The organism is Bradyrhizobium sp. A5, from assembly GCF_042076515.1.
GTDB classification, from domain to species: Bacteria; Pseudomonadota; Alphaproteobacteria; order Rhizobiales; family Xanthobacteraceae; genus Bradyrhizobium; species Bradyrhizobium cosmicum.
Genome location: NZ_CP148990.1, coordinates 2,911,969 through 2,931,895 on the forward strand (window position 1 = coordinate 2,911,969; position 19,927 = coordinate 2,931,895).

General features: G+C 64.1%; 22 protein-coding genes. 12 read left to right on the forward strand and 10 right to left on the reverse strand.

Annotated features, from left to right (window positions below; genetic code table 11):
- Positions 1-202 precede the first annotated feature (202 nt).
- Complete coding sequence (locus WHZ77_RS13865) at positions 203-775, forward strand: hypothetical protein (protein WP_015685481.1); 573 nt, start codon at positions 203-205, stop codon at positions 773-775.
- A gap of 42 nt (positions 776-817) precedes the next feature.
- On the opposite strand, the gene WHZ77_RS13870 is transcribed toward WHZ77_RS13865, so the two are convergent.
- The 5 genes from WHZ77_RS13870 to WHZ77_RS13890 all read right to left on the reverse strand — a co-directional run bounded on the left by WHZ77_RS13870 (position 818) and on the right by WHZ77_RS13890 (position 7,379).
- Positions 818-2,677: an alkaline phosphatase family protein gene (locus WHZ77_RS13870; protein WP_375314138.1), complete on the reverse strand. Its 1,860-nt coding sequence runs from the start codon at positions 2,675-2,677 to the stop codon at positions 818-820.
- 965 nt (positions 2,678-3,642) lie between these two features.
- The gene (locus tag WHZ77_RS13875; protein ID WP_375314139.1) at positions 3,643-3,960 is read right to left on the reverse strand and encodes a response regulator transcription factor; all 318 of its coding nucleotides are present in this window, start codon (positions 3,958-3,960) and stop codon (positions 3,643-3,645) included.
- A gap of 49 nt (positions 3,961-4,009) precedes the next feature.
- The gene (locus tag WHZ77_RS13880) at positions 4,010-5,233 is read right to left on the reverse strand and encodes an ABC transporter permease (RefSeq protein ID WP_375314140.1); all 1,224 of its coding nucleotides are present in this window, start codon (positions 5,231-5,233) and stop codon (positions 4,010-4,012) included.
- Positions 5,230-5,952, reverse strand: a complete 723-nt coding sequence (locus tag WHZ77_RS13885; protein ID WP_375314141.1) for an ABC transporter ATP-binding protein — start codon at positions 5,950-5,952, stop codon at positions 5,230-5,232. Before WHZ77_RS13885 ends, WHZ77_RS13880 begins: the two co-directional genes overlap by 4 nt.
- On the reverse strand, positions 5,949-7,379 hold the full coding sequence (locus WHZ77_RS13890; RefSeq protein WP_375314142.1) for an efflux RND transporter periplasmic adaptor subunit: 1,431 nt from the start codon (positions 7,377-7,379) through the stop codon (positions 5,949-5,951). The genes WHZ77_RS13885 and WHZ77_RS13890 overlap by 4 nt, the downstream gene beginning before the upstream one ends.
- Positions 7,380-7,972: 593 nt before the next feature.
- Here WHZ77_RS13890 and WHZ77_RS13895 point away from each other — a divergent pair.
- From WHZ77_RS13895 to WHZ77_RS13925, 7 genes are all read left to right on the forward strand, one after another.
- Positions 7,973-8,632 carry a response regulator transcription factor gene (locus WHZ77_RS13895; RefSeq protein ID WP_375314143.1) on the forward strand — a complete coding sequence of 220 codons (660 nt, stop codon included), beginning with the start codon at positions 7,973-7,975 and terminating at the stop codon, positions 8,630-8,632.
- A 166-nt stretch (positions 8,633-8,798) separates the two neighbouring features.
- Entirely contained in the window at positions 8,799-9,197 is a 399-nt protein-coding gene (locus tag WHZ77_RS13900) for a hypothetical protein (protein ID WP_015685488.1), read from the forward strand.
- A 121-nt stretch (positions 9,198-9,318) separates the two neighbouring features.
- Positions 9,319-9,717, forward strand: coding sequence for a curlin (locus tag WHZ77_RS13905; RefSeq protein ID WP_375314144.1), 399 nt, complete (start codon positions 9,319-9,321; stop codon positions 9,715-9,717).
- 99 nt (positions 9,718-9,816) lie between these two features.
- The gene (locus tag WHZ77_RS13910) at positions 9,817-10,176 is read left to right on the forward strand and encodes a curlin (RefSeq protein ID WP_375314145.1); all 360 of its coding nucleotides are present in this window, start codon (positions 9,817-9,819) and stop codon (positions 10,174-10,176) included.
- Between the two features lie 65 nt (positions 10,177-10,241).
- Positions 10,242-10,670, forward strand: a complete 429-nt coding sequence (locus WHZ77_RS13915; RefSeq protein ID WP_375314146.1) for a curlin — start codon at positions 10,242-10,244, stop codon at positions 10,668-10,670.
- A 26-nt stretch (positions 10,671-10,696) separates the two neighbouring features.
- Positions 10,697-10,987 carry a hypothetical protein gene (locus tag WHZ77_RS13920; protein ID WP_375314147.1) on the forward strand — a complete coding sequence of 97 codons (291 nt, stop codon included), beginning with the start codon at positions 10,697-10,699 and terminating at the stop codon, positions 10,985-10,987.
- 260 nt (positions 10,988-11,247) lie between these two features.
- Positions 11,248-11,700: a hypothetical protein gene (locus WHZ77_RS13925; RefSeq protein WP_375314148.1), complete on the forward strand. Its 453-nt coding sequence runs from the start codon at positions 11,248-11,250 to the stop codon at positions 11,698-11,700.
- Between the two features lie 6 nt (positions 11,701-11,706).
- Here WHZ77_RS13925 and WHZ77_RS13930 read toward each other — a convergent pair whose 3' ends face one another.
- The gene (locus WHZ77_RS13930; protein WP_375314149.1) at positions 11,707-12,546 is read right to left on the reverse strand and encodes a GNAT family N-acetyltransferase; all 840 of its coding nucleotides are present in this window, start codon (positions 12,544-12,546) and stop codon (positions 11,707-11,709) included.
- Positions 12,547-12,646: 100 nt separating this feature from the next.
- Here WHZ77_RS13930 and WHZ77_RS13935 point away from each other — a divergent pair, with 100 nt between their 5' ends.
- The 4 genes from WHZ77_RS13935 (at position 12,647) to WHZ77_RS13950 (ending at position 15,472) form a co-directional block, all read left to right on the forward strand.
- The gene (locus tag WHZ77_RS13935) at positions 12,647-13,351 is read left to right on the forward strand and encodes an SDR family oxidoreductase (protein ID WP_375314150.1); all 705 of its coding nucleotides are present in this window, start codon (positions 12,647-12,649) and stop codon (positions 13,349-13,351) included.
- Between the two features lie 271 nt (positions 13,352-13,622).
- A complete protein-coding gene (locus WHZ77_RS13940) occupies positions 13,623-14,450 on the forward strand; it encodes an outer membrane protein (RefSeq protein ID WP_375314151.1) in 828 nt (275 codons plus the stop codon).
- Positions 14,451-14,597: 147 nt separating this feature from the next.
- On the forward strand, positions 14,598-14,981 hold the full coding sequence (locus WHZ77_RS13945; protein ID WP_375314152.1) for an ArsR/SmtB family transcription factor: 384 nt from the start codon (positions 14,598-14,600) through the stop codon (positions 14,979-14,981).
- On the forward strand, positions 14,981-15,472 hold the full coding sequence (locus tag WHZ77_RS13950) for an SRPBCC family protein (protein ID WP_375314153.1): 492 nt from the start codon (positions 14,981-14,983) through the stop codon (positions 15,470-15,472). The genes WHZ77_RS13945 and WHZ77_RS13950 overlap by 1 nt, the downstream gene beginning before the upstream one ends.
- A 68-nt stretch (positions 15,473-15,540) precedes the next feature.
- Here the strand turns inward: WHZ77_RS13950 and WHZ77_RS13955 are convergent, their stop codons facing one another.
- Genes WHZ77_RS13955 through WHZ77_RS13970 form a run of 4 tightly spaced genes read right to left on the reverse strand, consistent with a single transcriptional unit; the run spans position 15,541 to position 19,897 of the window.
- Complete coding sequence (locus WHZ77_RS13955) at positions 15,541-16,761, reverse strand: ABC transporter substrate-binding protein (RefSeq protein ID WP_375314154.1); 1,221 nt, start codon at positions 16,759-16,761, stop codon at positions 15,541-15,543.
- Between the two features lie 22 nt (positions 16,762-16,783).
- Positions 16,784-17,770: a Bug family tripartite tricarboxylate transporter substrate binding protein gene (locus WHZ77_RS13960; RefSeq protein ID WP_375314155.1), complete on the reverse strand. Its 987-nt coding sequence runs from the start codon at positions 17,768-17,770 to the stop codon at positions 16,784-16,786.
- Between the two features lie 40 nt (positions 17,771-17,810).
- Positions 17,811-19,007 carry a CaiB/BaiF CoA transferase family protein gene (locus WHZ77_RS13965; RefSeq protein ID WP_375314156.1) on the reverse strand — a complete coding sequence of 399 codons (1,197 nt, stop codon included), beginning with the start codon at positions 19,005-19,007 and terminating at the stop codon, positions 17,811-17,813.
- 17 nt (positions 19,008-19,024) lie between these two features.
- Positions 19,025-19,897, reverse strand: coding sequence for an IclR family transcriptional regulator (locus WHZ77_RS13970; protein ID WP_375314157.1), 873 nt, complete (start codon positions 19,895-19,897; stop codon positions 19,025-19,027).
- Between the last annotated feature and the right edge of the window lie 30 nt (positions 19,898-19,927).

The following is a 19,927-nucleotide window of genomic DNA, read 5'->3' on the forward strand; positions in this document are numbered from 1 at the left end:
GCCGCACGGTGTCGATTGCCCCGATAAAGCCTTTTATGACTCGCATCACGCTCGCCCGACGTTTGATGGAACCAAAACGATCCTGGTAGCGACCAATTGGCAACCATCGAGAAAAGTCGCGATCCCCGTATCGAATCGTTAACCACCTCTTTACGCCCGCATGAAAATGCTGGTCGGTCAGAAGAAATCTGGAAGTGAACTAATGTCCGCCGCTGCGCATATGTCTGTTGAGTCGCCGTCCCTCGAACCGTCCTGCCGCGATACCGCGGCTCATGCACTCTCCATCGTGCGCGACGGCGTGATCACGGGCGAAGGCCCGACCACCAAGGGCCGGGTCCACTTTTCCCGCTCGCTCGATGCCGATGACACCGCCTGGTGCACCCGCATCCTCACCGCTACGGCCGTCAACGACCAGCCGGTCAGTCGCGCCGAAGCCGAAGCGCTGTTCGAGATCAACGAGGCCGCGACCGAGCGCACCGACGGTGGCCGGTTCGACGATTTGCTTGCCAAGGCCGTGGCCCATTATGCTGCCAGCGCCTCGGGCCTGAAGGTGCCGCCGCGCAGCGTCGCGCTGTCGGCCGAGTCCGACATCGAGAGCTGGGCGCCGTCCTATGCGTCCAAGGTCAACAGCGAGATGCTGGAGTGGATCGCCGGCCAGATGCGCGGCAAGCGCCAGAACAACCGTCGTCTGATGGCGATGGTGGCGACCTTCCTGGGCGCCACCGCGCTGCCTCTGGCGGGCCAGTTGCCGAACGTGTTCGACATCGGCATGTAAGAATTCCGCGCCTCTCTTGAGGATGCGAAAGAAGCGGCGGGGTTATTTCCCCGCCGTTTTTTGTTTGGCGGTGTCCGGCTCGAGGCCGAGCGTGCGGCCCGGGAAGCCGGCGGCGTCGAAATAACGCTGGCTGCCGACGCGCTGCACGTTGAGCACGGTCTCCAGACCGTTCTCGGACTTCTTCTTCGACCTCTCCACGCTCTTGTACGCCTTCGGCACGATGCCGTTGGGCAGCGCCTCCGACATCACACGGCCGACGAGGCCGCCATTCTGCGAGCCGCGCAGGCCGAGGAGCTGGGCAGCGGTCATGCCGACGTCGGCATTGCTGACCGGAATCTCGCTGACATAGCCGGCTTTGAAGTCCGGACCGATGGCGGCCATGAAGTTCATGGTGTCGCCGCGGCTGAAGCTGCCATGCATGCCCTGGCCCTGGCGCAGCACGGTGTCGGCGACCTGCACCGAGCAGTTGGTCGGCGCTTCGCCGCATTCGCTGGCATAGGAACGGAAGTTGACGACGATCGACGGCGTCGGCGTCGCCGACTTGCCGCGCAGATTGATGCTCGACAGCGGCAGCGTGCCCGGGAAGCGGCCGAGCGAGTCCTCGACGAACAAGCCTGAGACGTAGTCCTGATCGAGCAGCGCCTTGATCGTTTTCGCTGCCAGCTTCTTGTCCTTGTTCGGCAGGTAGATCAGGTCCGAGCCGCCATTGGTGGCGACGACGAGATCGGGCTTCTCCGGATCCTTGCCAAGTACGCCATTGCCGGCCTTCGGATGCTTATTGCCTTCGACCTTCGCATTCTTGTCGTTGGGATCAAACAGCGGCAGGTCGAGCGCCTTGGCAAGGTCGATCGCCAGAAAGCCCATCGGCAGGAAGTCCTTCGGCGTGTCGTCGTAGCTGACCTTGGCCGAGGGGCTGGTCTTGCTCTCCTTGGAGATGGTCGAGAAGCCGTGGTCGGCCTGCACCATGATGTTGGTGGTGGCCGCGAGACCGAGTTCGTCAAGCGCCTTGCGGAGCTGGGCGAGGTTGTTGTCGGCGTTCCTGATGCCGGCCATCGAGGTCGGCCCGTTGATGCCGGGCAGGATCTGGTTGAGGCTGTCGCCGGTGTTGTGCTGGCTACCGTCGGGGTCGCGCGACCAGAACACCAGCACGAACGGCTTGTTGCGCGCCTTGAACATCGGCAGCACCACCTTGGCGGCGACGTCGGCGAAATAGGCCTGCTGCGCGACGTTGGCGACAATCGTGCCGGGCGTCTTGGCATCGCCCGCCTTGCTGTTGTCGCCGCGCGGCGGCGTGGCGAGGGGCAGGCCGGCCTTGGTCAGCGCCGCCTTGACCTCGTCCGACAGTGCTACGCCGTTCTTGCCGCCGGTGGAGTCGTCGAACACGAGCGAATGCAGGCCGGGCTTCTCGGGCTTGTCGGTGTGGTCGAACTGATAGGTCGGGCCGACCTTGCCGATCGCCGCCGTGCTGAGGCCCTTGTCGCGGGCCATCTTCAGGACGGTCTCTTCGTTGAGATAGTCGCCCTTGAAATGCTCGTCGATGTCGCCGAGCACGGCGTCGTTCTCGATGAAGGGGACCACGGTGTCGCCGGCCGGACCTGAGGTGTAGTTGGTCCAGATCGTGTTGGAGAACACGCCGGTGTCGCCGAGATAATGGCCGGTCGACATCGCCGAGCCGTTGGCCATGGTGAAGGTCGGGAACAGCGAGTGCGGGTTCTTGAAGTTGACGCCCTTGTCGCGAACCTCGGCCATCGCCGGCGCCGTCTCGGGTGTGACCTTCAGCGCGCGCAGTCCGTCGGGAATGAACAGGATCAGGTTGCGGGGCGTGTTGTTCTGGGCGGAGGCAAATCCGGTGGACAGCGCTGCCAGTCCGACGGACAGCAACACCAGTGAACGGCGGCGCATCAAGTCTCTCCTGCGATGAGGCGAACGGCCGCGGTCGCGGCCCCCGGCATCGTTTAGTTTCGCTGTATGACAGTTTTGTTACAAGGCCGGCGACCAATGCAAGAGGGCTGGGGAGGGTGCTCGTTCTCACGGACTCGTCATTTTTCTTTCCGTGTCCCAGACGCGCTGCAACGCTTTTTTGCGTTGCCGCTGCGAACTCCGCGAAGCAGATCAGGGTGTGTCCGCGACGACAGTATCGATTCCGTCATCCTGAGGCGTTGAGGCGTGCGATGCGAATGCATCGCAGGTCGAGCACCTGGATGACGGTGACGGATTGGTGCGCGCGACACGTTCGCCATTTGGTTTTCGATCGCAGACACGGCTTCGCCTTCTCGCGGCGCATTTCGCCCGAGCTTTGGCTGGTCGCGTCACCCCCAAAATGAAAGAGGGCGCAGGGAAGACCGGGTGCCGGCCGGGCACCCGCGGTCCACTGTGCGAAAGGTGGCAACAAGAACTTGCACAGCGGCATACAGGTGAAGCCAAACATCCGGCCTTCCCTGCGCAGTGGTCTTACGGCTTATGTCGCGCTCTCCCCGGGGAGCGATGCACTATTGCCCCCGTCGCCTTGCGGATGGCTGATGTGCGCGCCCGGTCGGGCCGCCGCATCACCGCAACGCTTGACGCCAGCCTGCGGGCGCCAGGACCACACGATTTTGCCGTACGCCGATCACACCGGTCGTTTGCGCGATGCCTTCGCTCACGGTTGCCCGCCCTGCGAAACCATTCGCGCCGATGTGACCTGCGTCCACCGCAGCCCGGCCCGCGTTCGTGACGATCGCGATACGCCCCTCTTCCTTGGGCCGGAGTGCGTAATGTCTAACAAAAATCCGAATTCTAATAAAGAGAAATATTTTGCAGCCGGTCTCTTGACCCCGTGCTTGGGTGTTTTGCCCGACGAGTTGCAGAAGGGGTTGTTGCGGGAACGGTCATTCCGGCGCAATCGGCACCCGCGGATTCTGCGCGAGCGCCTGGGCTGGCTTGACTGTCGCCGGGGTGGCTCCGCTTCTAGTCAGGTCGCGCCGCAGCGCAAGCGGGGCCGCTTTGAGCGCATAGATGATCGCGATCTGAGTCCTGTTCTGGATGCGGTATTTGCGCATGATGTTGCCGATATGCGCCCGCACCGTGTTCTCCGAGATTTTCAGCTCGTAGGCGATGTTCTTGTTCTGCATTCCGCGTGCGATCAGCATCATCAGTTCGCGTTCACGCGGCGTCGGCGTAATCGAATCTTTCGGATCCGGGCTCATGACAGGCTCCTCCCTGGCCGTTGAGTTGTGTCGCCATCCCAGCATTTTCTCACTCCGTCTTGAGCGCTTCTATTGGACTGAGCTTGGACGCCTTATGCGCAGGATAAAAACCGAAGATGAGGCCGGTCGCGATCGAGAAGACCAGGGCCAGAGCAATTGCTTCGCTATCGATCGAGGTGATCCAGCCCGCCATGCGGGCGACGGTCATCGACAGCGTGATGCCGCCGACGACGCCTATGGCGCCGCCGAGAAGGCAGAGCACGAGCGCTTCGCAGAGAAACTGCAGGCGGATGTCCCGCATCCGCCCGCCGAGGGCGCGGCGGATGCCAATCTCCCGCGTGCGCTCGGTAACCGACACGATCATCACGTTCATGATGCTTATGCCGCCGACGAGCAGCGAGACCGAGGCGATGGCGACGAGCAGGAGCGCCACGGTACGGATCGCGCCCTGCTGCGCTTCCATGGCGGCGGCCGGATCCTGGACCTTGAAGTCGTCCTCCTGGCCAGCGGGGATGCGGTGGCGCTGCCGCAGCAGGCTTTCGATCTCCGATCGCGCGCCTGCCATCTGACCGTCGGCGGCCACTTTGGCGACGATGTAGGCGACCGAATCCCGGTTGATGTTGCTTGCGCTGCCGAGGAAGCGCAGCTTGGCCGTGCTGAGCGGCACGAAGGCGACGTCGTCCTGCGCCGGGCCCTTGCGATCGAGAACGCCGACCACTTCGAGCGGCACCTTCATGATCCTGATCTGCGCGCCAACGGGATCGTCACCCGGCGCGAACAGCTCGCGCGCGACGGTGCTTCCGAGGATCACCACCTTGCCGGCGCCAGCCTCCTCGGTGCCGGAGAAATAACGCCCGGCAGCGAGCTGCCAGTCGCGCACCATGAAGTGGCCGGTCGTCGTTCCGTTGATGGTCGTGTTCCAGTTCTTGCTCTCGTGGATGACCTGGGCCGTTCCGGCGATCGAGCCCGCCGCGGCCTGAATTTCCGGAATCTGCTCGAGGATGGCCTGCACGTCGCTCTCGGTCATCGTCAGCTTGCTGCCGTCCTTGAGGCGCACGCCGCCCTGATAGACCGCGCCGGGCGTGATCATCAGGACATTGGCGCCGATCGAGCGGATCTGTTCCTGCAGGCGAAGCTGCGCGCCGGCCCCAATCGCAAACACGGTCACGATGGAGGCGACGCCGATCACGATGCCGAGCATGGTGAGGAAGCTGCGTAGCGGGTTGAGGCGCAAGGCGTGCAGAGCAATCTGGAAGCCCTGGAGCATCGTCATGACGCGCTCCGCTTCGGGAGGAGTTGCGCCGACGTCTCGTCGCTGACGAGCTCGCCGTCGTGCAGGCGGATCGTGCGCCGGCACTGCGTCGCGATGCCGGGATCGTGTGTGATCATCACGATGGTCTGGCCGGTCCGGTTGAGCGCGGCGAACAACCCGAGGATTTCTGCGCCGGTGCGGCTGTCGAGCGCCCCGGTCGGCTCGTCGGCGAGCACGATCAGCGGAGAGGCGATCAGGGCACGCGCGATCGCGACGCGCTGCTGCTCGCCGCCCGAGAGCTGTCGCGGAAAGTGATGAGCCCGGTGCAGCATGCCGACTGCCTGAAGGCTCTGTTCGGCACGCGCCAGGCGCGCCTTGCGGCCGATGCCGCAATAGACCAGTGGCAGCGCGACGTTCTCGATCGCATCGTGACGCGCCAGCAAATTGTAGGACTGGAACACGAACCCGATGCTGCGGGCGCGCAGGGACGACCGGCGATCTTCCGAGAGTTCGGCGACATTGGCCCCCTCGAGATGGACGGCGCCCTCGCTCGGCAGGTCGAGCAGCCCGATCATGTTCATCAGCGTGGACTTGCCGGAGCCCGACGGTCCCATCACGGCGACGATCTCGCCCTGCGCGATGTCGAGGGTGACGTTTCGCACCGCAGGCACCGAGACTCCGTCGGTGCGATAGGTCCTGGATACTGACCGGAGACTGATGAGGGGCAGGGGAGTGCTCATGATCCGAACCTGATTCCGAGGAACTCCATGCCCGCTGGCCGGATGGCCTGGCCGACCGCGACCTGATTGCCCTCGACGAGGTCCCCGCTCTTGAGAGCGACCTGTTCGGTGCCGGCCGCGCCGACCGTGACAGCAATGCGCTCGAGCGAGCCGCTGGCAGTTCGGACCCACACGCCGCTGTTCGCAGTGGTTGCGTCCGGCCGCGTGCCGGATGGCTGGAAACGCAGCGCTGCGAGCGGCACTTTCAGCACGTCGTCCTGCCGCTCGATCACGATCTTCACCAGGGCGGTCATGCCGGGCAGCAGCGCGCCGTCGACGTTGGAGGTCGACAGCACGACGGTATAGGTGACGACATGCTGCTGATTCTGCGGCGCCTTGCGCACCTGCCGGACGACGGCCTCGAAGCGGCGGTCGGGATAGGCATCTACGGTGAAATGAGCGCGCTGGCCGGAGGCGATGCGCCCGATATCGGCTTCGTCGACCTGGGCGTGAATCTCCATGTCTTCCAGGCGGTGGGCAACCACGAAGGTCGTGCGCGACTCCAGACCGACCGCGAGCGTCTGGCCCTCGTTGACGAACCTGCCGACAACGACGCCGTCGATCGGCGACCGGATCACGGTGCGGTCGAGATCGGCCTGGGCCGCGGCGAGAACGGCGGCCTTCTCCGGCACCGCCATTCGCGCCTGCTGCAACTCGGCCTCGATCCGGCGGACGTCGGCCTGCGCGCCGTCCACGGAATAGGCATTGAGGGACATGAGGACCTCGGCCTCGCGCTCCTGGGCGAGCCGTGCGGTGAATTCCGTCTGGGCGTCGTCGACCATCGTGGTCGCCACCACGTTCTGCGACTGCAGGGCGAGTTTGCGCTGCAGGGTTTTCTGCGCCGACGTCTTGACCGCCTGAGCGCTCTCGAGCTTGGCGGCGAGCACGTCGCGGCTGCCTCTGGCATTCTGGAGGTCGATCCTGGCGCGATCGAGCTTGGCCCGCGCGATATCGACCAGCGAATTGGCCACTGCCACGGAGGCCCTGGCTTCGTCGACCTTGGCTGCGAAGCTGCGTGGATCGATCAGGGCGAGCGGCTGGTCCTTGCTGACGGTATCGTTGAAGTCGACATAGACCCGGGCGAGTTGCCCCGATAGTTGGGAACCCACCTCGATCGTCTTGACCGGCTGGAGCGCTCCCGTGACCGTCACGGTCTGCTCGATGCTGCCGCGCTCGATCGCGGCGTAGCGGAACACCGGCAGATCCGCCCCGAACGCGGGGGCTTTGTGGCCGCCGGGCGCAAGGAACTGCTTCGTCGCTTCGTAGGCGCGAGCCAAACCTCCCGCCGCATTCCCGGCCGCGCCCGAGACGACGGCCGGCGGCGCGGCGTAGACCAGGGTCAGGCCGCATGCAGTTCCGAGCAACACAATGACTGGCACAAATCGCATATCAAAACCCGCCTCTTGAAATGACGCTGAGAGCGGAAAGTCGAATATCGCGCTATGGTTGTATGTTGCCCGACGTAATAGTGGGGCCTCGGTCGTATGTCGCCGTTCTTAGTACGACGGACGGGTGCGCGCCATGATACAGAGGTAAAATGCGCAGCCGCGAGCTTTCGCAACTTGCGCGGATCGGATACCGGGCGTATTCCAAATCAAGCGCGTGGTATCTAACTCGATATCCGACTGTACGTCCCGGCTGACCCATGCGGCGAGCTGACGGCGTTAAGGCTGATGAATAGTGGCGACGCCATGATTCAACTGGCGAGATCACGGCCCGGTACGTCTGATTTCAGCATTCTGGTTACGGCGACTAGCCGTGACGCCGTACACGTCGGCGTCGAAACTCCCCAATCACGAAGCCTGATTTGTGAACGCCTTCACTCTTGCCGACAGGGTGTTGGCCCTAAAGACGTCAAGCCGGCGAGCCGACACAACTCGACCGCTTCGCGCCGATGCATTCAAGCACCTTGTTATCGTTTGCAAGAACAGCGGAGGGCTCGTGCTGGATCATCGAGCGCAAAGTCCGGGAGTCTGTCGCAATGAATTCAAATCAAGCTACAGTTTATGTCGTTGACGACGAAATCCAGATACGAAACGCGATCGGGCGCCTTTGCGAGGAGACGGGACATCAGGTGAGGCTGTTTGCCTCGACGGATGAATTCCTGAGCGAGAACCTGTCTGAAGGCCCGTCATGTCTCGTGCTCGACGTTCGCTTTCCCGGAACGTCGCCGACCGGGCTCGAGCTTCAGCACAGGCTCGCCGAAACGGGCGTGCTCATACCGATCGTTTTCATCAGCGGCCATTTGGACGTCCGGGTCTCGGTCGAGGCCATGAAGTACGGCGCGATCGAATTTTTGCCAAAACCCTTCCGCGAACAGGAGATTCTCGATGCGATCCGGCACGGCATCGAGCGCGATCGCAGGCGCATCGAGCGCGAGAACGCGGTGCGCGAGGCGCGCCGCCGCGTTGAAACGCTGACGGCCCGCGAGCGGGAGATCATGCTGCTGATGGCTGAGGGGCTCGTGGCCAAGCAGATTGCGGCAAGACTCGGCGTCAGCGAGGTGACCGCCAAGGTTCATCGCGCCAGGATGATGCGGAAGCTGGCGCTGCGTTCGCCGATCGAAGTGGTGAGATTGATCGATTGCATGGGACGAGAAGCCGCTACGATGCGGATCGGCGCGAGCCATTCGCTGACCTAGAGCTGCCGGCGGCGAGATGCAGCACAACGTTTAGTCCTTACTGATTAGCATGAACTGCAGTCTATCGCACCGAGCACCATCGGTTCACAGTCGTCCCTACGATGTCGGCATCCTCCAAGACGGCATCCGAACCCAGTCAGACAACTTGGCTAGAAAGGGATATTCCATGCGCAAATTGTTTTTTGCCTCCGTTGCCGTGTTCGCTCTGTCTTCCGCCGCTCAAGCGGCCAACACCGCCAATACAGTTCAGATCGGTGGCGCCAACAGCTCCTCCGTGACGCAGAACGGTGTGACGAATGACACCTCCAACACGACCCAGCTCGGCTTCTTCAATTCCGCGACCACTTCGCAGGGTCTCGCCACTCCGTCACTCAACAATGCCAGCACGGTGACCCAGGTCGGCGGTATCGTCAATACGGCCACCACCATGCAGAACGCCTTCGGCGGCAACAGCAGCTCGATCTCTCAGAGCTCGTTCCCATTGCTGCCGCCGAGCAACAGCGCAACCGTCGGGCAGAACTCGATCCTGCTCTTCGGGAACACCAGCGTCATCAACCAGCACTAGTCCAGCCCCGAACGGTCCCGGGCGCCTCCCAGCGCGGTGCGTCCGGGCCGTCTCTGAAAGTACCGCACCCGAGCGGCCCGACCGATGACGGATCGACGGCTGATATTCGCGGAGGAATCACATGCGCATCAAATTCATCATTGCGATGGTCGGCGCCCTCGGCGCGTTGACCGCTGTCGAGGCTCATGCCGGAAATTCGGCGAGCGTGCTGCAGTTCGGTGGAACGAACAGCTCCTTCATCTCCCAGAGCGGGGGCACCAGCAACACGGCCACTACCCTGCAATTCGGCACCACGAACTGGGCGACGACCCTACAAACGGGATCACCGTTCTCGGTCAACTCGCTGACGATCGGGCAAGGCGGCTCGTCGACCGGCCCTGCGATCAACAATACGACCCTGGCCGGTCAGGGCGGCGGCTCGAACACGAGCCTGATCGGCCAGATCGGCACCAACAATGCAGCCTTGCTGTCTCAGTTCGGGCTTTTGAACGGATCGACGATTCTCCAGCAGACCCCGTGACCGGGTGGTTCGTCCCTGATTTTCGCAAATGTGCAGAGGCCTGCCATGAAATACCGCCTTCCCACCACCGCCAGTATCGCAGTTCTGATTGTCTGTTGCATGCAAGGTAGCCTGGCGCAGGCGCAAACCTTCGACCTCAAGAACGTCGTGTCGGTCAACGGTCCTCCCGTCGTTGTGAACCAGAGCAGCCAGTTCAACATGACCGGCCTGTTCATGGTCGGCGGCAACACAAGCGGGACCGTCGTGCAAACCGGGACCACGAACGCCGTCGGAATCCTGCAGTTCGGCGGAACGACGTCGGCATCGATCAGTCAGACCGGGATTTTCAATTCCGCATCGGTTGGCCAGACCGGCCAGTCGGCGACTAGCCTGCTGTCTCAGCTCGGCACCATGAACGCGGGGTCGATCGCGCAGTTCGGAACGATCAACTCGTCGACGGTGATCCAGAAAAGCCCATAAGAAGCGCGCATCGTGGCGACGTGAGGGTGAATGGGGGAAGCGCAATGAGATGCGGCAGGCAGATCTTGGCGACGACCGCAGCGTTCGCAGTCATGTGCGCGGTGACCGAAGCATCCGCGGGATCCGTCCAGCGCAGCGTGACGAACCGGAACGTGAGCATCGAAACGATCGTGCAATTCGGCGACAATGTTCAGCCGGTCACGATCGAGGAGAGCAGCCGCATCAATATCGCGCGGGTGATCCAGATCGGCGGAACTGGCACCGTGGATGCGACGATCATCCAGAACGGCACCCGCAACTATGCTAACGTGATCCAGGTGGGCGGCACCACCAACGCGGCGATCGGTCAGTCGGGCGTGAGCAACACCGCCGACATCACCCAGATCGGCAATTCGACGAATGCTCTCCTGCTGCAGATCGGAGACATGAACACGGGCGCGGTGAGGCAGTTCGGGCGCTTCAACTGGCTCGCCATATTTCAGTTTGGCCGATGACGGAAACCGAAACGATGAGGTGTGACATGAAGTTCCTCCTGCTCGCATCCGGAATGAGCCTCATGACCATGATCGCGATGGCTTCGGCCGGTGCCGGCGAATCCGGCGATGGCCGCACCACCGTGGTCCAGGACGAGAACGGGACAGCGGTGATCACGCAAAGCGGCGATCCTGCGCAAGCCGAGGTCAGGGTCGACAAGGAGCCGGGCCGCACGACGATCTATCGTCGTAGCGGTGGAAACACCGCGATCGTGTCGCAGGGCACGGGAAATGCGCAGGACATGCTCGATTGGCTGCACAAGCAGCAGGGCCGCTGACGAACGCGGGCCCACCGTCGGCGGGGGACGATGGGCCGTCGCCCCGGACGCATTCGGCTGACACGATCAACTCGTGATGAAGCGGCCTTCCGTGGAACGAAGTGTCTAAAATCAGCACAGAATTCCGGGCGTTCTGCCGCACCTTGTTCCCTGTTATTCCCGTGCCTTAACCAACAATTAATTATACGTTTGCGGGGGGGCGACGGCCCGGCCTAGCGTGCGGTGGGGAGCCGCCGAAGCCAAACGAGTTGGTGCGTATCATGATGTCCAGATCATATGGGGCGCTGTTCGCCTCGCTCAGCGCAGCCGCGTTGCTCCTTGCAGCCAATGACAGCTTTGCACGACCCGGCGGCGCAGCGCCGCATGGCATCGCGACAGCTGCCGTTCCGTCCGGCCCGGCCGCACGTCCGCCGATTTCGCCGGGCGCCCGGTTCCGCGGCCGCAACAATCCCTGGGTCTACTGGCCGGGCGGTGGCGGATTCTTCTACGACAATGCCGGCTACAATCAGCCCTTCGTCGACGCCGGGCAGCCGGCCTCGACTGATATCCGCTACACTTACACTTATGACGTTCCCTGGGACTGGACCCATCGCTTCCCGCCGAACGTGGTGCCGTCCGACCGGCCCTATGTGCCGAGCTGCCCCACGGAGCAGGTGACGGTGCCGGGCCGCGGCGGCGGCGAGCACACCGTCAACATCATGCGCTGTTACTGAGCGGCGCTAGCCGAGCTCAAAGCTCGTCACGCCGAAGACGCGGTCGATCTGCAGCGGTGCGATCGGCCCTGTGTACATCCGCGCCGTCTCGAACACCGGTTTGAGGCCGAGCGTTTCGGCGAGCGCGATGGCCTCGCGATTGACGGCGGGGACGTCGAGGAAGACTTCGCCGTTCGCAGTGGCCAGCAATGCCTGCATGATTGTCTCCGCCGACGCGCGATCGTCGGCGACGAGCGGGCCGATCTTGTAGCCGCTCCGGCACGGCCGGATCACACCCCATGCGACGAGCCTGCCATCGCGCATCAGCGCGCGGCCGACATGACCCGATGTCGTGATCCAGGCGCGCAGGAATGCACTGCGCGGAGCCGGGAAAACCGTGGCATCATCGGCTTCCACAAGCGCGAACGGGATCGTATCCAGCGCGACGAGGTCGGCGGGCGGCTTCGCCGAGGCGGTGACGATGCCGCCATAGCGGATGTTGGCATAAGCGAGCCGGAAACCGGATTTTCTGTAATTGTCCTGCTGTGCCACGACACCGTCGAGCCCGATCACCCGCGCGCCCGCATGCGCGATCGCTGCGTTCCAGATGCGCAGGCCGTGGCCCGCGCCGCGCAAGCCTGAGCGCACGATGTAGAAGCCGAGGAAGGCGAAGCGATCATCGTAGTTGACGCAGGAGACGGTCGCGACAGGCTCGCCGTCGATCTCGCCGACGAAGAAGCCTGCCGGGTCGGGAATCGCGAAGCAGGCGGCGTCGAAGCGGCCCGGATTCCAGCCCTCGGCCGCGGCCCAGTCGACGGCGAGGGCGATCTCCTCGGAACGTAAATTGCGGATCTGCAAATCGCTCATGACTCATGCCTTCGGCGGTGGACCTGCCGGCAGGTCCGGCGGTAGAAGGCCTGATGATAGGCCGGGCTCACGGCTCGCCTCAACACTGGGATGATCGGTCATGGCAGCAGAGAAGGTCGCACTCGTCACCGCCGGCGGCAGCGGCATGGGAGCAGGGGCCGCGCGGCGGCTCGCGGCCGACGGCTTTCGCGTCGCGATCCTGTCGTCCTCCGGCAAGGGCGAGGCGCTGGCGGCCGAACTCGGCGGTCTCGGCGTCACCGGCTCCAACGAGTCGAACGACGATCTGAAGCGTCTCGTCGACGGCGCGATGGCGAAGTGGGGACGCATCGACGTGCTCGTCAACAGCGCCGGTCACGGTCCGCGCGCGGCGATCACCGAGATCACCGACGAGCAGTGGCACATCGGCCTCGACACCTATCTGCTCAACGTGATCCGTCCGACCCGGCTGGTGACGCCGGTGATGCAGGCGCAGAAGAACGGCGCCATCATCAACATCTCGACCGCCTGGGCGTTCGAGCCGAGCGCGATGTTTCCGACTTCGGCGGTGTTTCGTGCCGGCCTTGCCGCCTTCACGAAGATCTTCACCGACACCCATGCGGCCGACAACATCCGCATGAACAACGTGCTGCCCGGCTGGATCGACAGCCTGCCGCAAACGGATGCGCGCCGCGACAGCGTGCCGATGAGGCGCTACGGCAAGGTCGAGGAGATCGCGGCGACGATCTCGTTCCTGGCGTCCGACGGCGCGGCCTACATCACCGGCCAGAACATCCGCGTCGACGGTGGACTGACGCGCTCGGTCTGAGACAAGCGGATTCGAGTCGCATTCGCGCGCCTTGTCGTGACGCGACACCGGCGTGCGTTGCGCGCCGCCGCGAAAGGGCAATGCGTGGCTCCGGGGTCACACCCGTCATTCGTTCGCACGATGCGGGGCGCACACTACGTCACAGTCCCTATGAACTTCGTCGCAGCCCAAGACGACATGCGGCCGAGGACCTATGCCCGATCTGCGCCGGACGCCTTCCGGCCGCGCGCATTCGAAACGCGAGCCGATCGCGTGGGGCAAGGAGACTGGAATGAAGAAGTTTTTGCTGGCGGTCGCTTCGATCGTGTTGGGTGCCGCAACCGCACAGGCCGCCGACCTCGCCGCGCAATATGCCAAGGCGCCGGTGATGGCGCCCGCCACCAACTGGACGGGCTTCTATGTCGGCGCCAATGTCGGCGGGCAGTGGGGCAATGCCGATCTGAACACCTCGACCATCTTTACACCGACCGGGTATTTCGCTGCCAGCAGCGTCCCCGCCATTGGCGCCGTCGGTGCCCAGGGTGTCAACAGCTCCAGCGTCACCGGCGGCTTCACCGCGGGCTATAACTGGCAGGTCAACCACGCCGTGCTCGGCCTCGAAGGCGACATCAACTATTTCGGCCTCAAGGGCAGCGCGAGCGGTTCGGCGCTCTATCCCTGCTGCGCCCCGACCGGCTTTACGGTGTCGTCGTCGGTCTCGGCCGACTGGCTCGCCACCATCCGGGGCCGGATCGGCTTCCTCGCGGCTCCGACCTGGCTGCTCTACGCCACGGGCGGCGCGGCAATCGCCGAGGTGAAGGGTAACTTCAACTTCACCGATACGTTCTCGGCGGCAACGGAATCGGCCGCGATCCGCGATACGCGCCTCGGCTGGACCGCGGGCGTCGGCACCGAATATGCGTTCGGCGGCGGTTGGTCGCTCAAGGTCGAATATCTCTATGTCGATCTCGGCCGCGCCAGCGCGACAAGCACCAACCTCGTCAGTGGCGCCGCGCAATATCCGACTAACGTCTACACCCACTCAGTCGACATCAAGTCGAACATCGTGCGCGTCGGCGTGAACTACAAGTTCGGTGGGCCGGTCGTCGCCAGATACTGAGCTCGTCCCGTTCCGAATCTGGCGTGAAAAGCCCCGGCTCAGCCGGGGCTTTTCTGTTTGGTTACGCTCGCGCGCCGCAGGGTAATTACTTAGCCATTGAGATAACAATCATTGACGCCGGGCAGGGATCGCCCTATAGTTAGCTTCATGGCTAACCAATTATCCCGGCTCGATCAGGTTTTCGCAGCCCTTGCCGATCCCACACGGCGGGCGATCGTGATGCGGCTCTGCGCCGGCGAGGCGTCGGTCGGCGAGCTCGCCGATCCTTTCGACATGGCGCTGCCGAGCCTGATGAAACACATCCATGTGCTGGAGACGAGCGGGCTCGTGCGGTCGGAGAAGTCCGGCCGCGTGCGCACCTGCCGCCTCAGTCCGGACGCGCTGCTCGGTGCGGAAGACTGGTTCCAGCAGCAGCGCGCGATCTGGGAGGCGCGGCTCGACCGGTTCGAGGCCTACGTGATGAAGCTCAAGAAGGAGAGGGAGCCGGCTGGAAAGCTGTCCCGAACACGCAAACGGAAAGGTGCCAAGTGATGACGAGTTCTGCCAATCCCGCCTTGTCGCAATGGTCGCTCGACCGCGAGATCGTGATGTCGCGCGTGATCGACGCGCCGCGCGATCTGGTGTTCGAGGCGTGGTCCGACCCGAAGCATCTGCCGCAATGGTTCGGCCCGAAGGGCTTCAAGGTCGAGACCTTCGAGATCGACGTGCGTGTCGGCGGCGTCTGGCGCTTCAACATGATCGGCCCCGACGGCACGGTCTATCCGAACCGGATGCGCTTTCGCCGCATCGAGCGGCCGTCCTTGATGGAGATGGACCATGGCGTCGACCAGGACGAGGATCCCGGCATGTTCCGCTTCACCGTCACGTTCGCCGAGCAGAGCAACGGCAAGACGGTGCTGATGATGCGGCAGCTGGCTTCGAGCACCGAGCAGCGCGACGGCATGATCGGATTTGGCGCCGTCGAATACGGCTACCAGACGCTGGACAAGCTGGCGGCGTATGTGGGTGGGATGAAGAGGTAGCCCACCGTCTCAGTCGTCAAGACAGGCCATGACGAAGGAGACGGGGGCGTGCGCATCATCCGCAGCCTTCACTCCTTCGCTTCGTCCGCGACGATGCCGCCGAGCTTCTGCCAGCGTTGTCCGTCGAACTGCACCATCTGGAACTGCTTGTTGACGCGGTAGTCGGTCGGCGTCGTCGTCACCGAGATGCCCGGGAGCGTCAGGTCGAGCTGGATGTTCCTGAGGTTGGCGGCCTGACGCATCACGTTCTCGCGGGTAAGATCGTCGCCGCATTGCTTCAGCACCTGCACCAGAAGCTGTGCGGTGATGTAGCCGTAGACGTTCAGGTTCGAATCCTTGTCGCCATCCGGATAGTATTTCGACATGAAGGCGAGATAGCGCTTCATGCCCGGATCATCCTTCCACTCGGGATCGGCGGAATCCTTGACATAGCCGACGCTCACGACCCCCTTGGCGTTGTCGAGCCCGGCTGGCTTCAGTACCGCACTCACCGAGGAGGCGTTGATGTCGATGATGTGCAGCGGCTTCCAGCCGATCTCTGCGACCTTCTTGATCGCCTGCGCCGCCTGTTTCGGCGTCGTGGCGCTGAACAGAACGTCCGCACCGGCGTCCTTCAGGCGCAGGATCTGGGAGTCGATCGTCGGCTCGGTGATCTCGTACGAGGTCTCGGCCACGACCATCTTCGCCTTGTCGCCGAGACCGGCCTTGAGGCCAGCGAGGTAGTCCTTGCCGAGATCGTCGTTCTGATAGAGCACGCCGATCTTCGCGTTCGGATGGTTCTTCAGGAGATATTGCGCGTAGATCCGGCCTTCGACGAGGTAGGACGGGTTGAAACCCATGGTCCAGGGAAAGTTCTTCGGATCGGTGAAGCGCGCTGCGCCCGTCGCCGCGAAGAGTTGCGGGACCTTCTTGGCGTTGAGATATTTCTGCACGGCGACGTTTGGCGCTGTGCCGATGATCTGGAAGGTCAGCAGCACCTCGTCGCTCTCGACCAGCCTGCGGGTCTGCTCGACGGTCTTCGGCGGCGAATAGGCGTCGTCATACTGGATCAGCTCGACCTTGCGGCCGTTCACGCCGCCCTCATCGTTGATCATCTTCATGTAGGCGGCCTGGGTCTTGCCGATCACGGCATAGGCGGAGGCCGGACCGCTGAGCGGCACGGTTTGGCCGACCTTGATCTGGGTGTCGGAGGCGCCCGGATCGTATTTCTTCTGGGCTTGAGCGGCCGGAATCGACAGCGCGAGAACAAGCGCCGAGGCCGCAGCGCATTTGAGAAGTGCTTTTTTCATGTCCATTTCCTGCTCGTTTCAGTCATTCACCCTTGAGGCCGGCCTCGCGGATCAGCCCGGCCCATTTCTGCGTCTCGCTGTCGATGAACCGGCCGAATTCGGCGGCACTGCCGGCGCGTACCTCGAGGCCCTGCGCGGTCAGCCTGTCCTTGATCGCGGGCACGGCGAGCGCGCGCAGAATCTCGGCCTGCAGCTTGTCGACGATCGCGCGCGGCGTCGTCGATGGCACCATGAAGCCATACCAGCCGGCGGCAGCCACGTTGGGGAAGCCCTGCTCGCGCAGGGTTGGCGCCTGCGGGTAGAGCGCGCTGCGCTCGGGTGAGGCGACGCCAAGCACGATGAACTTGCCGCTCTGGATATAGGGCAGCGCGGTCGGCAGCGCCGTCAGCGTGGCGTCGACGCGGCCGGCGAGGAGCTCGGTGTAGGAGGCCGCGTCGCCGCGGAAGGGGATGTTGAGGCCCTTGACGCCGGCATCCCGGAACAGGAGCTCGCCGGCAAGGTGCGGCTGCGAGCCGGCGCCGGGCGAGGCGAAGGTGAGGCCGTCCGGTTTCGATTTGCCGTAGGCGATCAGCTCCGGCAACGTCTTGAACGGCGCATCGGCGCTGATGATCAGGAACAGCGGCGCGATCACGGCCATCGCGACCGGCTGGAGATCCCTGCGGTCGTAGGTCAGCTTGCCAAACAGAGCTTCCGCAGTGGCATAGGGCGCCGCGACGTAGAGGATCGTATAACCATCGCCAGTCGCATGCGCGACGAGATCATTCGCAATGCGCGTGCCCGCGCCCGGCTTGTTTTCGACGATGAACTGCTGGTGCAGGCTGCGGCCGAACTCTTCAGCCAGCAGGCGGAGCGAGATGTCATTGGAGCCGCCGGGCCCGTAGGGCGAGATCAGCCGCACCATGCGCGACGGCCAGGCGTCCTCGGCGCGCGCCGTCAGGCCCGAGCCGGCGGCAAGCCCGCCTGCGAGTGTGCCCAGCAGGATTCGGCGTGTGACCTTGAATGATGCCACTGTTCTCTTCCTCCCTTTTATTGTTGGTCTTGTTTCGACGTCAGATCACCTTTCGCTCGGTGAGCTGTTCGATCTCCGGGTCCGAAAGGCCCAGCCAATCCCGGTAGACCTCGCGATTGTCTTGGCCGATGTCGCCGGCGGCGTGACGTAGTCGCGCGGGGTCGACGGTGAAGCGCGGAACGACGTTGGTCATGGCGACGGTGCCAAAATCCTTGTCCGCGACGCGCGTGATGACCTCGCGCGCCACCACTTGCGGATCGGTCGCGATCTGGTCGATCGCGTAGATCGGCGCGAGCGTGCCCTGCGCGGCATTGAATTTGGCGAGGACCTCGTCGAGGGGATGCGCGGCGCACCAGGCGGCAAAGATGTCGTTGAGCTCCGGGGCGTGCGCGACGCGCTGGTCGTTGGTGGCGAAGCGGGCATCGTCGATGAGATCCGGCCGCCCGATCGCCCGGCAGTTCGCCGCGTAGAGCGCGTTGGTCGAGCCTGCGAGCGTCACCCAGTGATTGTCGCTGGTCCGAAACACGGCGGCCGGGGCCGAATAGCCGTTGGCGTTGCCGATGCGGCCGCGAACGGAGCCGAGCTGGTCGTGCTCGATGGCGAGGACGTCGAGCAGCCGGAAGACGGCTTCGGTGAGCGCGAGGTCGATCTCCTCGCCGGGCGCATTCGGGTTGCGCGCCCGTTTCCACAGCGCCGCGAGCACACCGACGGCGCCGAACAGGCCGCCGATCGAATCCCCGATCGGGTATCCGGGGTGGGTCGGTTCGCCGTCGCTCTCACCCGTGATGTAGGTGAGCCCGCCCATGGCCTCGAAAATGCGGGCGAAGCCGGGTCGGTCGCGGTAAGGCCCATCCTGCCCGAAGGCGGTGGCGCGCAGAATCACGAGGCGCGGCTGGATCGACCACAGCACGTCCCTGGACAGCCCCCAGCGATCGAGCGTTCCCGGACGGAAATTCTCGATCAGCACGTCGAAGCGCGGAAGCAACTGCTTGAACAGTGCAAGTCCGTCCGGCGTGCGGAGATCGAGGGTGGCAAACTTCTTGTTGCGGTTGGCGGCTTTCCACCACAGCGGCTTGCCGTCCTTGAACGGCGGAAACGATCGCACGCCGTCGCCGTGCCCGGGCATCTCGATCTTGAGCACTTCGGCGCCGTAGTCGGCCAACAATGTTGCGGCAAACGGCGCGGCGATGATCGTCGCGATGTCGAGAACCTTCAATCCGTCGAGCGGACCAGCCATGACATTTCCTTGGATCCCTATGATTTTCTTTGTTGTTTACGCAGCGGCATCGCGGGTGCGGCTTGCTTGACGACGGCGCGGATGCTGTCGGCCAGCGCTACGATGCGCGGGCCGATCTCGCTCTCCAGCTGGCCCGGCTGGAGCCGGAACGCGGGGATGCCGCAATTGATGGAGAACGACCGCTTCGTCTCGCTGGTGTGAAACAGCGGCGCGGCGACTGCGTGGATCGAGGCCATGTACTCGCCCCAGCAGGTGCAGAAGCCGCGGCTCGTGCATTGCGCGATCCCCGCGCGGAATCTGTCGCAGAACGCCGACCATAGCTCGGTGTCGTCGGCCTCGATGCGCCTTTCGAGCAAGGCGGCATCAGCCGGCGGCAGGGTTGCCGCCGCGGCGCGGCCCATCGCGGTCATCACCACGGGGATGGGCATGCCGATATCGGGGACGTGCGGGCCGACGTCGCCGGAGCGGGCGGTCTCGACATAGATCATCGATGTGCCGTCGAGCAGGCCGATCGAGACCGTGCCGCGCACGCTCTGCGCCAGTTCCTGCATCATCGGGCGTGCGACCTGCCGGAAGGGCATGTCGGCGAGCAGCGGATGGGCCATGCGTAGCGCATGGGCGCCGACGCGATATTTCGCGCGCTCGGATTCGTAAGTGAGGTAGCCGAGCTCGGCCAGCGTATGCGTCAGCCGCGCCACCGTTGGTCGCGGAATCCCCGTGAGCGTCGACAGCTCCATGTTGCCGAGCAGCGTCGTCCCGGCCTTGAAGGCTTCGAGCACCACGAGGCCTTTTGCGAGTGTCGATGCGAAAGCGGCGTCGTCGGCGCTCGACGCCAGTACCGTGGCGGCGGAGGAGGAGACGTGGGGCGGTTTGGACGCGGTCTGAGCCATCCACGATTAATGGACCGGGAGCCTCCATCT